Source organism: Streptococcus taoyuanensis, from assembly GCF_029589235.1.
GTDB lineage: Bacteria > Bacillota > Bacilli > Lactobacillales > Streptococcaceae > Streptococcus > Streptococcus taoyuanensis.
Genome location: NZ_JARQVW010000005.1, coordinates 38,006 through 49,754, shown reverse-complemented (window position 1 = coordinate 49,754; position 11,749 = coordinate 38,006). Strand labels below are relative to the sequence as shown.

Here is an 11,749-nt window from a genome sequence, read left to right as displayed (position 1 = left end):
GCTAACATTAAATTAAAAGATAGGTGCACCTTTTTTTATTAGAAAGATGCACCTATTTTATAGAAGTTAGTATTTAATGTAAATATCCTATAATCGGGATACGTTTTTAAGATAAATTAGATATGTACTTTCTTCCATTATGATTTCTTTTTACCATTTGAGTAGTAGGTTACCTGGGTATAAACACCCCAAAACCATTGAGTTGTTAATTTTTTAAATAATCTAATCATTTTTCATCACCTCCTCCTAATAAAGCAAAAAAAATATTACGATTTCTTTCTACCATTTGAATAGTAGGTTACCTGGGTATAAACACCCCAGAACCATTGAGTCGTTAATTTTTTAAATAATTTTAGCATGATTTTTCACCTCCTTTCAATATATATTTCATCAGAATTGTCCTTGCTTAACTTTTCTAAAAGTTTTGAAAAGAATTGCAATAAATCCACCTAGTAATAATTCTTGTAAAAAGAATCCAAAATAAGTACCAAATTGTAAATTTCTATTAAATGTAAACACTGAGGTTTCGGATTGAATAGTATTTTGTTCAATAATCGTCATAGGGGTAACACTAAAAATTGCAAACATCATCAATGCGTGTATAATTCCAAAACTAATCAAGATTAACCAAGTATGTTTATTTTTAACTGCAATATTACCGGAAATAAAAGCCAATAATATTGACGGAATAATTTGAACAAATAACATAAATTGAAAAATACTAAAATGTTCTAACATGAAAAAACATATTGAAAATTCTACAATTAGTAACGCAATAAACACTATTTCTTTGTTTGTAAGTTTCATTTTATCTCCTTTAAATAAAATCTAATACAATATTCCATAAAGCATGAATTGTTGTTGAGAGAAGAATATTTCCGGTTTTATCTCTAATGACAAATAAAACAATAGATAGTGGGAGCCTGTATAATAAATTGTCTAATATACTTTCCTCCATATGCCCTAAATAGCTAAATATTATACCTTGAAGTAAACATATAATAAAAAAATTTCTAAATAATATCTTAAGTATTTCAGGAACCAGCAATCTATAAACGAATTCTTCTTCCCAGGCAATTAAAAAATTTAATACAATAAATAAAAATATATAAATGGCTGAAATATATTTTTCTGTAAATAGAAATACATATATAGTTATTAAAATAACTGAAATAATAAGAATACTGACTTGTTTAAAAGAGAATATTTGCTTGGTTTTAATACGAATTAAACCTGTTTTATTTAGCTCCCACCATAGAAATAATGCTGTCATTGCAAATATTATTCGTTCACCGAACATCATTTTTAGCATTCCTGCATTTCCTAATAACAGAGCTACGAGAGCATCTCCTAAAATAAGAGATAAGAGTGGAAAAATTGCTGTGGCGATTAATATAACAACAACTTCATGTTTATGTAGATTACAATTCTCCATTATTTCAAACCTTCAATAACATTTTTATTTGCTGCAACCATTGCAGGAATGATACTAAATACAACTCCAAATACACTAGTTGTAAACAATGTGATTAAAATGTGATTCAAAGTTAATGTCGCAACAAAACCACTTATATTCATTAAAATAACAAATATTTCAGCTATTAGGATTCCTGACATACCTCCTATTATGGATAAAAATGTACCCTCTATCATATACGATAGGTAGATATCAGATTTTTTTGCACCTAGAGCACGACGAATTGCTATTTCCTTACTACGCTCACTTACGGAAGATAACAAAGCATTCATGACTCCAAAACCAGCAACAAATATTGAAATACTTGAAAGAAATGCAATAAAATTAAGTATAGTGTTAGCTTGAGCTTTAGTTTCTTCATAAACACGTTTGTTATCAATATATGAATAAGTTCCTTCACGATGATATGTTCCATGAATATCTAAAATTGACAAAGCTTTATTAATATTCTCTATTTTGTTAGTTGATATCACCAGCTCATCAAAATATTCCTTATATCCTAACAGTAAACGCTTCGTATCCTCAGTAACTATTAAAGAAGGTAATCTTTCGTTAACAGCTGATCCATAAAAAATTGACTGAATAGTGTAATCTTTGCCAGATATATTAATAGTTTTTCCTAAGAAATTCTCAATGTTTCCCTTTCGAGTCAATAACATTAGAGCTTTATCGCTAATAGCAATCCCGTTATTTAGGTTCTTTATTGATTTCCCTTTTAACAAGGATGGTACATTTAATCCATTTTTATTCAAATCATCTAATGTACGAAAACTGAGATATTGTTTTGTTTTATTAAAATATGTTTCAGCATACAAACCATAGGAACTAGCAGATAGCCTCACATCTTTCCCGATAGAATTCTCAACTATTCTTTTATCTTCCTTGGAAAAACCACCTCTAGTCAAGATATTTTTGGGAGTATAAGTTATTGTTACAGAATCTTCCTCAATGTGTAAGTCATCACCTAATGTAGAAGTGGTATAAGAAGAACTTGACAAAATAACCAGCACCACAAATGTTGCTACGGCAATCGCTAGGGAAGTGAGAATACTCTGTCGTTTATTTCTCAATAACAGTTTTAAAGTATCTATCAAAATTTTTTTAAACTTCATTTAATTTCAATCCTTCCAGCGTTAAATGACCGTTTCTCATTTTATACCTAGTTTTACTGCAATTTGCAACAAACTCATCATGAGTAACAATGATAATTGTAGTACCAGAATTGTTTAAATTTTGTAGAATTTGTAAAATCTCGTCCCTACTTTCTTCGTCTAATGCTCCTGTAGGTTCATCTGCTATAAGAAATTTTGGCTTATGAGCAAGAGCTCTGATTAGAGCAACTCGCTGTTTTTGTCCCCCTGATAAATTATTTGGATATTCATTAAGTTTGTCTACAAGGCCCAAGTCTTCAACTAAACTCTCAATGTATTTTAAATTTGCCTTCTTCTCTGAGTAGAGGAATGATAATAAAATATTTTCTCTAACCGTGTACTCATCAATTAGATGAAATTGTTGAAATACAAAACCAATATCATTGTTACGGAGTGTAGCATGCTGATCCTCATTTAAACTTTTTATAATTTCTCCGTTAAGTTTGTACTCTCCGCGAAATTCAGAATCGAGTAATCCTAAAATATTGATTAATGTGGATTTACCAGATCCAGATGGACCCATTATAGATATAAAATCTCCTTGTTTAACTATTAAATTTATATTTTTTAAAACACTATTTTTAAATTCTCCTTGATTAAAACTTTTACATATATTTTTTAATTCCAACATAGAATACTCCATTTTATCTTATCAATTATATAAAAGTCCAAAAAATTGAAATAACTAGTAATAACATATTTTATCTCCTTTGTTTTTTAATTTACGAATATTATACTTATAAAAAACATATATAAAAAGGCCAAAAATGTCACTAATTTTAAATAGAATTCTTTATATAAACACATTATTATTAAAAAAATCCCGAATCAGCTTTAACTTTAGCTAATTCGGGATTTTGCCATGACATTTTTGTCACTTTCCTTACTCAGTTTTTATTTTTAAAGTAATTTTGAAGATCACTTTGCCATTGTTTTTCTATCTGTTCTATAAGATAGCTATTATTAATCATTTTTGCAAATATTTTTGCTTCTTGAAAAAAATTTTCGGCCATTTGATAATTTTGTTTTGAAAATAGCGCATAGCGCCATTCCCATATACGAATAATAGGTTTTTTCTGATAGTCGTAGGTTTTAGATGTTAAATCATTCAATTCTTGAAGAATTTTTTCAAATCGAGTATAATCACTCATTTTTTCAAATATTCCAAGTAATAAAAGTAAGGAATCTCTAACAATAAATACATAATCAAGATCGAACTTATCTAATTGTTGTAAAATATTGTTAGCTATTACTGTACATTTATGTTTTTCTTTCTCATCTAGTATTGTATTGGGATGAACTAATCTTAATAAAAATAATTTTATGATTAAAAGCTCATTTACTTCGTATTCGGTTTTAAGAAGAATTTGAGTAAAGTAATCTTGTAAAATCATTTCTAAATTACTATCATCATTTTGTAGGCCAAAGTCATCATATGCTTGTAAAATATCGATAATGATCCTTTCTTCTTCAGGCAAATCATTGTAATACTCGTCAAAAATCTTATCAAAAATTTTTTCTTTTTCTTTAGCAATGTTCTCATCTTCATATGTGGGGGTTCTCATCAAGTAATATTTTAACTGCAAATAATCTTTTTCTAACTCTACGTAATCTGGCATTAATTTAAAATCTTCTATTCCTAACCGATTCGCAATATATTTCAATTTTGTTAATGTAGGTCTTGACTCACCTCTTTCAATCCTAATTAATTGACGGACACTTAATTCAGATTCATCTCCACAGAATTCCTGACGACTTATTTTTTGAGCTAATCGCATCCTTTCAATTCTTTTGCCAAAATCCAGCAACTAGTTTTAACCTCCTAAGTTATTTACTTATATTATATCATTTATTGAATAATATTAAAAAATTTTATTTTATGAATATAGATATGGATACTGTCAATAATTTTGTGTGAAAAATCATTCTACGATGAAAGTGTTGCTACAACAGTTAGTGAAATTAAAGAAGCGTTAAAATAGAAAAAACTAGGTAATCAAAATACTGGTAATAAGAAGGGTTCTACTGAAAGTGTAGAACTCTTTTTATATTACTTGTTAAATGGTTGTAATTGGGATTTTCTTAAGTTGAACTTGTAAAATAGAAGTGTATACATTTTTAATCTATAGTCGTAGAGATTTAGTAAAACTATAGCCAAATATAGATCTTTTTCTAAAATTTACTAATGTCTGTTATAATGGACATTATTTGAAATTTCCATTATAACAGACATTGATACAGTTTTGTAACATTATTTTGGTATAGTAATATTATAAAAGGAGGCGAGAAACATGAGAAAAATTGTTTGCATATTATTGTTGTCATTATCAATAATTACACTAATTGCTTGCACTAAAAATAAGCAACAATCTCTGGATGGCGAATACTATTGGATATCAAGTGAAAGAAATGAATTGGCATTTACTATTAAAGGAGATAATGCTTCCATAGAGCATGGAGAAGCCGACAGCTTTACCATTAACAAGCAAAAGAATACGATCGAATTAACTGGACAAAATATTGCAAGTCGAACAGAAGAGTATTCATTTAAAGATGGGGTCTTTTCTGTTGATATTAGTGGAGTTAAGCATGACTACTATCTTAAAGATAGCGAAGCATATAATAACGCACTAAAACAATATGGATATAAATAACATTATTCACACCTATTTTACCGAATAGGTGTTTTTTGTGCTGAATAGATTCCTTCAAAAAACTTTTAAGCTTATTCTTAACCGAATAGCTTATATTTCATGTAAATTAGCTTAATCAAAGAAATTGGATTATATTTTATTATACAATGGATTCATGAATAATTTAAAAGAAGCAAATATTAGAAAAGCCATTTGGCATATTAGACGTCACCTAAACGAACTATTAAACTCACAGGATGAAAAATATAGGAAACATGAAATGTTTCACCTAAGATCTAGTATTGAATGTTTAGAACGTGTGATGAACAACGAAAAACCCTATCCACCTATGGATAGGGAAGAAGTGTTTTAAAAGTCATTGTATCTATTATATTATAAAATTTAGTATTAAAAAAGTATGTTTTTGAAATGATAAAAATAGATACGACCATCCCAGATAGGTTCTCTATCCCCTTTAGAAATTTCTCTGTTAATATGTTTAGATTTTTTTAGTGCCAGTTTTAAATAGTCAATAGCGTCTTCTTCGATTTGTTTAGATGATTTAGACATAATTAACCTCTTAATAAGTTGTTCTATACTAAGTATTATGTCAATTTATGTGATAATTTTTCCAAATTATCCTTGCTATCCTAATATCATTCCTAAGAAAATCAAAGATTTATGACTAAATGGATAGATGATTACGAATATAAGGTTAGGGGATTAGAGAATTTTATCAATATATTTTATAACACAAGAAATCAAAATGTTACCAAATTAGAACGAGAAACAAAATCAGTATAGTTATTTGAGATACCATGGAAAAATTATAAGGCTGATAGTATTAATATCACTATCAGCCTTACAGGTTATTTAACGTTTCAGAAAAACTATAATGTCAAGATTAACTATACAGTATCTAATTCCTTCAAATAATTTTCTATCTTCATCAACATTAAAGGATTGTTATAAATCTTACATAACTCTCTTGCTTCTATATAATAATTTTTGACTTGTTCTTTTTCTAGAAATTTGGCTCCAGCATTTCCTACAAGAATAAGTAGGGGAGCCAGTTGGTAGCTTGTCTGTCTTTGTTTACAGAGTTCAATCGTCTCAAGAGCTTCTTGGATGGCTTCGTTATATTTTTCCTTTGACACTAGGTAGTGAGCGTAGTTGTAACGAACTCTGATGTAGCCAAATAAAAACTCTTGATGCTCAAAATTTTTTGTCTGATATAACTCCATTAAATGAGAGTAGTTTGCCTCATATTCTTGTTCACGACCCACTAAGGAATAGAAATTAGATAGAGTATTCAATACCTTTAAATAAATCAGAGTATTTGAGGAGACTTTTAATAATATATTTTCCAATGAAGAAATAGCCTCACACTTACTGTCATATTGATAGAAGTCAATAATAGCTTTAATCCATTCAAGGTAAGTTCGGTCTTCTAGTGTTAGAAAAGTACTTCGTTCAATCTCTATTCTATAAATATATTCCAAATCATCATAATTTCTGTCATCTAATAGTCGAGCAGATAATTGCTTGAAATTAGAGAGGTTAGATTTAATTTCAATTTGTTCATTAAAAAAATAATCTAATGGTACTTCAAGTCGTTGTGAGAGTTTGAACAAAAGGTCTGCGGAGGGAATGAAATGCCCTCTCTCAATTTTACTAATCTGGCTTTGTTCACAAATTCCTTCTGCAAGAGTTTGTTGGGAGAGTCCTAGCTCTTTTCTTTTTAATCTGAATTTCTCTGCGAGTGTATTCATTAAAGATAATAAACCTTCCTATTTGCTTAATTTCATTATAAAATTTTTAGTTCAAAATAGCAAGTTAAAGGAATATAATATTCTTTATGGTAATAAAAAAAAAAAAAAGTTCAAAACGCAATAAAAATAATTGCCTAAATAATATATATGTGTTAGAATAAAAACAAGGAAAAGAAAGGGGTTTCATTGCATGAGAAAAAAACGTGGAATTAAAAAATTAGTTACATTTGCATTACTAGGTGTTTTTATGTTTAGTAATACAATTCCTTACCAACAGTTTATTCAGAAGAATAAACAATTGGAGATTCGAGTGCAATCACAAAAGAAGTCCAATGGTCTTGATGTTGGGAAGGCTGATTGATTTCGTATTACTTTAAAATTCAACTATTTAGAGAAAGGTATTCTGATGAGAGCTTGTAACAATACCAGATAGATATAAGAATGGAGATGTTTGATAAAATGCTTTCATAGCTAACCAACTGTTGAAAATTATGAGTTACAAAATCTAAAGTATTTAAGATTGGTTTATAAAATTAGGTCTCTGTCTGTAGAAAGGAACGTGCAGTTAGAAAGGAGGAAAAAATAGGATACTATAATTCAGACTGAGATTTCTAATTAAAATGTGTAGTTGCATTTCGCTCATTTTCATAATATTTCATTCAGAGGAGTAATAATATGTTAAAAATTAGAAAAGTAGTTGCATCATCCATTGCCGTTTTGGCATTTAGTTTAGCTTCTCCTGTTTTGGCATTTTCTTACCGTGGTGGCGAGTGGAACTATGGAGGCCATCATGATCCAAAAAATTGGGGAGCATATTCGAATTATTATCATAATTCACAGTATCACTGGGCCTATGTTGGAAGTATTGGACGTGACAATCAAAAAATAGTTTATAAAGGAGCACGTGTTGCAGCCTATGCGTTTGTTAATACAGATTTTGGGGAGCAAGTTACATTTGATGCGGGATGGTAAAGAATAATTGAAGAAGATTCTTTTATCAATAGTTTAGTAAGCTTGTTAGTTTATAGAGGGCAGGGGTATTTCTGTCCTCTATTTTAGAATAAGGAATGCACTATGAAAAAATTATTTATACTCATATCCAACCTGCTTGCTAGTTTGTTCTTTGTTTGGGTATTTACCATTTGGACTGATACATATGTCTCCCATTATTACCCCAACGTTGTTGTACGTGATTCTTCCCCTGAAACAACTTTTCAGCATGTTGCTACACGCTTGGAAAAACTAGCAGAAGAAACGGATAGCTTTATTGCGATTCAACACCAAGATCCTAACTCAGAAGGTACTACAGTTTTTTCTTATACGACCTTTGGGGACGGAAAGTTGCCTGATGGGCTTCAGGAAAAAAATCTAGAAGATGCTCAAAGTAGTAGTGTTGAAACAAACTATTTTGTATTCGATGGACACCTAGATATTCACTTGCTAAGGGAGGAGCTAAGTCAACTTGGCTTGACTAACATGCAGCTGATAATTCCATCTAAACTATCTACGTTAATGGCTATCTTTAGTAACGGATTTCAGTTAATCAGTCTATTGATTTTCATCTTAACCTTTGTAGCACTGACTTTAATTAGTCAAATTAGCCAATTACGGTCGTCGGGCATTCGCCTCATTTCAGGAGAGAAACGGTGGTCCATTTTCCTTAGACCAGTTGGTGAGGATTTGAAAGGGATAGCTGTTGGTTTCAGTTTAGCTGGCGTGCTCGCCATTCTTATGCAAAAAATTCTGTCGCTTCCAACGCAATCCCTAACGACCATAGGAGAAGGCTTGCTCAGTTATAATCTCATCTTGTTGTCGATCTCCCTGTTTTTCGCTCAACTCTTCGCAGTTGGGATAAAAAAGATACACCTGATGCAGATTATAAAAGGGCAAGTGCCTGTCAGAGGAATCATTAGTTTGATTTTAATCGGTCAACTATTTGCGATTATTATTGTAACGCTGGGAATAGGGAGTAGCTTAAAGTATTCCCAAGCCTGGCAACAGCATCGGATTGGACAAGAGGTTTGGAGTCAGGAAAGGCAACTGATTACCCTATCAATCAGCCGTGAAGGAACGAGTCCTGGTTTTGATGAACAAACTCAAGGGAAACTCAGAACTTGGTATCAATTGATGGATCTGGCTGTTTCAGAACAAAAGGCTTTCTTATCTAGACACCAGTTAATTGAACGTACTTTGCAAAATGGCATAGCTTCCTCCAAAAACTTGACAACCTCTACAGAATGGCACGATTACAGCCCGAATGGCAATGTCCTTATCGTCACACCGCAATACTTGGAGCGTCAAAACATTCCTGTAGATACAACTATTGAGCAAAAGATGAATCACCTTGATGTAGGGGAGTTTGTCTTATTGCTGCCTGAACACCTCCGTTCAGAGGAAGAACATTATAAATCTGTTTTTGAAGACGACTTAACCAGTCGCATGTCTAGTCAAGATGAACGACAGCAAATGACTGCTACGGTTGGTTATTTGGAATCAGGTCAGGATCGATTTGTGTATAATACGACCCCTATTTCTTACCAGCAGTTTTTGAAAGATCCAATCATCATTGTTATAACACCCCAATCAACTGGTCCACAGTCCATTTTGTTTTGGGTAGACGCAGTACAGAACTACGTTCTCTTTAATCAATTGTCTGATGCCCAGGAGCTTATCCAGAGACAAGGCATTGAAAATTGGGTCTCAGAAATGCAAACAGGTTACCACAACTACATCACATTATTGGATAATATCCAGAGGGAACTTTGGGTAATGCTAGCAGGAGCTGTGCTTGGGATTGCAACTTCAATCTTGTTGTTTAACACTATGAATAGGCTCTACTTCGAAGAATTTAGACGTGCCATTTTTATCAAACGCATTGCAGGTCTCAGGTTCTTAGAAATCCATCGCACTTATCTCTTTGCTCAACTGGGTGTGTTTTTACTGGGATTTGTTGCGAGTGTATTTCTTCAGGTAGAGATAGTAGTTGCTTTCTTAGTCTTGTTACTCTTTACTGGTCTATCTCTTTTACAGTTACATGTCCAAATGCAGAAAGAAAACAAGATGTCCATGCTTGTTTTGAAGGGAGGTTAATATGATTGAACTTAAACAGGTGAGTAAATCTTTTGGAGAACGAGAGTTATTTTCGAATCTTTCAATGACATTTGAGGCTGGAAAAGTCTATGCCTTAATTGGTTCAAGTGGTAGCGGAAAAACAACCTTGATGAACATGATTGGGAAATTAGAATCTTATGATGGGACGATTTTTTACCGAGGTAAAGACTTGGCCAAATATAAATCGAGTGATTTTTTCCGTCACGAATTGGGCTACCTCTTCCAGAACTTTGGCTTAATTGAAAACCAAAGTATTGAAGAAAACCTTAAGCTAGGTCTCATTGGTCAAAAGTTGAGTCGGTCGGAACAGCGGTTGAGGCAGAAGCAGGCTTTAGAACAGGTCGGCCTGGCTTATCTTGACTTAGATAAGCGCATCTTTGAGTTATCGGGCGGAGAATCGCAACGGGTTGCCTTGGCAAAAGTTATCTTAAAGAATCCACTCTTTATTCTGGCAGATGAGCCAACAGCTTCAATAGACCCAGCAAACTCTCAGTTGATTATGGAGATTTTGCTATCTCTTCGAGATGATAATAGGCTAATCATTATCGCAACACATAATCCGGCAATTTGGGAGATGGCTGATGAAGTGATCACGATGGATCGTTTGAAATAAAAATCCTTGTTTTTAATTGCACGATGAGTTACTGAAATATTATCATGAATCAATAATTGGAGTTAATTTAGAATTGTACTTTATTAATATTGAGCTAACTTTTTCTTGATAAAGGAAGAAATAGTGGAGAGGAAGTTAGAATGAAAAAATTCGACAATTATATTATTGAGAAGCCTTGCGATTCTAATTCAGATAAACTGCAAAAAATCTTAATAATTGAAAGTTTAGTAGATGATATTTTGCAATTTTCTCTCAGAATCAATAATAGTGTAGGAGAGATTTTCCTCCTACAACCGTTTCAAAAGAAAACTATCTTTATTCCATGTTATTTTGAGGAAGATATTGTGAAAGTCAAAGATGATGATAAAGTTGAGTGGAATTTGTTAGAATTTCAAAAATTTAGAGCATTTTTGGCTTAGTAATCTGTGTTGAAGGCTCAAAACCTATGGTAAAAAAGTAGATTTGAAAACGTATTGCCTCCAAAGATTTAGTTAAATAATGATTTAACACAAAAAGAAATTATTGAAGTTCTGGAAAGATGTTGTTTCAGTATAGAAATAAGTCTTGAAAAACTGGATTTGAAGAATTATTTTGATTATATTGTTTCGGATGACAATTGCTATTGAAGATTCGTACTCAGGGATACAGGGATCAACTAGTGCTGGTATTGCTACTATTGGATATTACGATTACCTATTGCCTTTATTTAATGCTAAGGCAAATTGGAAGGCTGGAAGTATGCAAGAAGTATTGAACGTAATGCAATCACAACATGAGTTTTAAAACGTCTAGACGTACTTAGAAAAATTAAAAATATACTTTTTTCAGATTGAAGACAAAGCCCTTAGAACCCAAGTTTCTAAGGGCTTTTCTTTGTGTAAAGTCATATAATAGAGATAAAGTTGGGCTTGCTTTAGCATGTTTAAATATCAATAAAATTGGTGAAATGGATAGCAAATATCCCTTTTTATTACTATAATTTAAAGGAAAAT

The 11,749-nt window shown here is 31.5% G+C and carries 13 protein-coding genes; 6 read left to right on the top strand and 7 right to left on the bottom strand.

Annotation, left to right across the window (positions count from 1 at the left end; all coding sequences use genetic code 11):
• Positions 1 to 390 precede the first annotated feature (390 nt).
• From P5Y91_RS05010 to P5Y91_RS04990, 5 genes are all read right to left on the bottom strand, one after another.
• On the bottom strand, positions 391 to 807 hold the full coding sequence (locus P5Y91_RS05010) for a hypothetical protein (protein ID WP_070659342.1): 417 nt from the start codon (positions 805 to 807) through the stop codon (positions 391 to 393).
• Between the two features lie 10 nt (positions 808 to 817).
• The gene (locus tag P5Y91_RS05005; protein WP_070659343.1) at positions 818 to 1,435 is read right to left on the bottom strand and encodes a CPBP family intramembrane glutamic endopeptidase; all 618 of its coding nucleotides are present in this window, start codon (positions 1,433 to 1,435) and stop codon (positions 818 to 820) included.
• Positions 1,435 to 2,589, bottom strand: a complete 1,155-nt coding sequence (locus P5Y91_RS05000) for an ABC transporter permease (protein WP_070659344.1) — start codon at positions 2,587 to 2,589, stop codon at positions 1,435 to 1,437. Before P5Y91_RS05000 ends, P5Y91_RS05005 begins: the two co-directional genes overlap by 1 nt.
• Positions 2,579 to 3,259 (bottom strand): ABC transporter ATP-binding protein, encoded by a 681-nt coding sequence (locus tag P5Y91_RS04995; protein ID WP_233332037.1) that lies wholly within the window; start codon positions 3,257 to 3,259, stop codon positions 2,579 to 2,581. Before P5Y91_RS04995 ends, P5Y91_RS05000 begins: the two co-directional genes overlap by 11 nt.
• 256 nt (positions 3,260 to 3,515) lie before the next feature.
• On the bottom strand, positions 3,516 to 4,436 hold the full coding sequence (locus tag P5Y91_RS04990; RefSeq protein ID WP_277839097.1) for a helix-turn-helix domain-containing protein: 921 nt from the start codon (positions 4,434 to 4,436) through the stop codon (positions 3,516 to 3,518).
• 483 nt (positions 4,437 to 4,919) lie between these two features.
• Between P5Y91_RS04990 and P5Y91_RS04985 the strand changes: the two genes are divergently transcribed.
• Positions 4,920 to 5,282, top strand: coding sequence for a hypothetical protein (locus P5Y91_RS04985; protein WP_277839096.1), 363 nt, complete (start codon positions 4,920 to 4,922; stop codon positions 5,280 to 5,282).
• 387 nt (positions 5,283 to 5,669) lie between these two features.
• Here the strand turns inward: P5Y91_RS04985 and P5Y91_RS04980 are convergent, their stop codons facing one another.
• On the bottom strand, positions 5,670 to 5,831 hold the full coding sequence (locus P5Y91_RS04980) for a hypothetical protein (protein ID WP_173019420.1): 162 nt from the start codon (positions 5,829 to 5,831) through the stop codon (positions 5,670 to 5,672).
• Between the two features lie 338 nt (positions 5,832 to 6,169).
• Positions 6,170 to 7,033 (bottom strand): helix-turn-helix domain-containing protein, encoded by an 864-nt coding sequence (locus P5Y91_RS04975; protein ID WP_277839095.1) that lies wholly within the window; start codon positions 7,031 to 7,033, stop codon positions 6,170 to 6,172.
• A 190-nt stretch (positions 7,034 to 7,223) separates the two neighbouring features.
• On the opposite strand from P5Y91_RS04975, the gene P5Y91_RS04970 reads away from it, so the two are divergent.
• From P5Y91_RS04970 to P5Y91_RS10370, 5 genes are all read left to right on the top strand, one after another.
• Positions 7,224 to 7,394: a PhrA family quorum-sensing system peptide gene (locus tag P5Y91_RS04970; RefSeq protein WP_001227862.1), complete on the top strand. Its 171-nt coding sequence runs from the start codon at positions 7,224 to 7,226 to the stop codon at positions 7,392 to 7,394.
• Between the two features lie 314 nt (positions 7,395 to 7,708).
• On the top strand, positions 7,709 to 8,005 hold the full coding sequence (locus tag P5Y91_RS04965) for a lactococcin 972 family bacteriocin (RefSeq protein WP_277839094.1): 297 nt from the start codon (positions 7,709 to 7,711) through the stop codon (positions 8,003 to 8,005).
• Between the two features lie 102 nt (positions 8,006 to 8,107).
• The gene (locus P5Y91_RS04960; RefSeq protein ID WP_277839093.1) at positions 8,108 to 10,123 is read left to right on the top strand and encodes a bacteriocin-associated integral membrane family protein; all 2,016 of its coding nucleotides are present in this window, start codon (positions 8,108 to 8,110) and stop codon (positions 10,121 to 10,123) included.
• A 1-nt stretch (position 10,124) separates the two neighbouring features.
• Positions 10,125 to 10,757, top strand: coding sequence for an ABC transporter ATP-binding protein (locus tag P5Y91_RS04955; protein WP_140814767.1), 633 nt, complete (start codon positions 10,125 to 10,127; stop codon positions 10,755 to 10,757).
• Positions 10,758 to 10,897: 140 nt separating this feature from the next.
• Positions 10,898 to 11,176, top strand: coding sequence for a hypothetical protein (locus tag P5Y91_RS10370; protein ID WP_000712968.1), 279 nt, complete (start codon positions 10,898 to 10,900; stop codon positions 11,174 to 11,176).
• Positions 11,177 to 11,749 lie beyond the last annotated feature (573 nt).

Coding starts and splice junctions, on each gene's coding strand:
- P5Y91_RS04985 (WP_277839096.1), top strand. CDS start 4,920: ATGAGAAAAATTGTTTGCATATTATTGTTGTCATTATCAATAATTACA.
- P5Y91_RS04975 (WP_277839095.1), bottom strand. CDS start 7,033: ATGAATACACTCGCAGAGAAATTCAGATTAAAAAGAAAAGAGCTAGGA.
- P5Y91_RS04960 (WP_277839093.1), top strand. CDS start 8,108: ATGAAAAAATTATTTATACTCATATCCAACCTGCTTGCTAGTTTGTTC.
- P5Y91_RS04980 (WP_173019420.1), bottom strand. CDS start 5,831: ATGTCTAAATCATCTAAACAAATCGAAGAAGACGCTATTGACTATTTA.
- P5Y91_RS04970 (WP_001227862.1), top strand. CDS start 7,224: ATGAGAAAAAAACGTGGAATTAAAAAATTAGTTACATTTGCATTACTA.
- P5Y91_RS04955 (WP_140814767.1), top strand. CDS start 10,125: ATGATTGAACTTAAACAGGTGAGTAAATCTTTTGGAGAACGAGAGTTA.
- P5Y91_RS10370 (WP_000712968.1), top strand. CDS start 10,898: ATGAAAAAATTCGACAATTATATTATTGAGAAGCCTTGCGATTCTAAT.
- P5Y91_RS05010 (WP_070659342.1), bottom strand. CDS start 807: ATGAAACTTACAAACAAAGAAATAGTGTTTATTGCGTTACTAATTGTA.
- P5Y91_RS05000 (WP_070659344.1), bottom strand. CDS start 2,589: ATGAAGTTTAAAAAAATTTTGATAGATACTTTAAAACTGTTATTGAGA.
- P5Y91_RS04965 (WP_277839094.1), top strand. CDS start 7,709: ATGTTAAAAATTAGAAAAGTAGTTGCATCATCCATTGCCGTTTTGGCA.
- P5Y91_RS04995 (WP_233332037.1), bottom strand. CDS start 3,259: ATGTTGGAATTAAAAAATATATGTAAAAGTTTTAATCAAGGAGAATTT.
- P5Y91_RS05005 (WP_070659343.1), bottom strand. CDS start 1,435: ATGGAGAATTGTAATCTACATAAACATGAAGTTGTTGTTATATTAATC.